At 40.5% G+C, this 693-nt stretch carries 1 protein-coding gene; it reads left to right on the top strand.

From position 1 onward, the window contains the following. Positions 1-692, top strand: a 692-nt coding sequence (ttcA, locus tag FK529_RS20860; RefSeq protein WP_146564342.1) for a tRNA 2-thiocytidine(32) synthetase TtcA, incomplete at its 5' end; no start/stop codon positions are given. Position 693: the final 1 nt, after the last annotated feature.

The following is a 693-nucleotide window of genomic DNA, read 5'->3' as shown; positions in this document are numbered from 1 at the left end:
GCCTTTCAGGTGGCAAAGACTCTTATACGCTATTAGATCTACTCTTAATTTTGCAGAAGCATGCGCCTATCTCTTTTGAGATATTAGCGGTCAATCTTGATCAGAAACAACCCGGTTTTCCAGAAGAGATATTACCCCAATATTTAGAGAGTATAGGCGTTCCTTACCACATTATTGAGCAGGATACCTATTCTATCGTGACAGAGAAGATCGCCCCTGATAAGACGATGTGTAGTCTCTGTTCCCGTTTACGTCGAGGCTCCCTTTATACCTTTGCTAAGGAGCATGGCTACAATAAAATTGCTCTAGGTCACCATCGTGATGATATTGTTGAGACTCTCTTTATGAATATGTTTTTTGGAGGAACTATGAAAGCAATGCCTCCTAAATTACGTAGTGATGATGCCGATAATATTGTAATTCGGCCATTAAGCTACTGTAGTGAGACGGATATTGCGACCTATGCCGCGATGCGAGAGTTTCCGATTATTCCTTGTAATCTCTGTGGTTCACAAGAAGGATTGCAGCGACAAGAGGTGAAGCGATTGTTGCAACAGTGGGAGCAAGAGGCACCAGGAAGAATTGAGAATATCTTTAGAGCTACTAAAAATATACGTCTCTCCCAATTGTGTGATGCTAATCTATTTGATTTTGCAGAATTTTCTACGAATAGTGAATATGTGAGATCATAAA

Origin of the sequence: Tsukamurella asaccharolytica, from assembly GCF_007858435.1 — a bacterium.
Taxonomy (GTDB): Bacteria; Actinomycetota; Actinomycetes; order Mycobacteriales; family Mycobacteriaceae; genus Tsukamurella; species Tsukamurella asaccharolytica.
The sequence above is the reverse complement of the archived record's forward strand: the minus strand, read 5'-3'. Positions and strand labels throughout refer to the sequence as shown.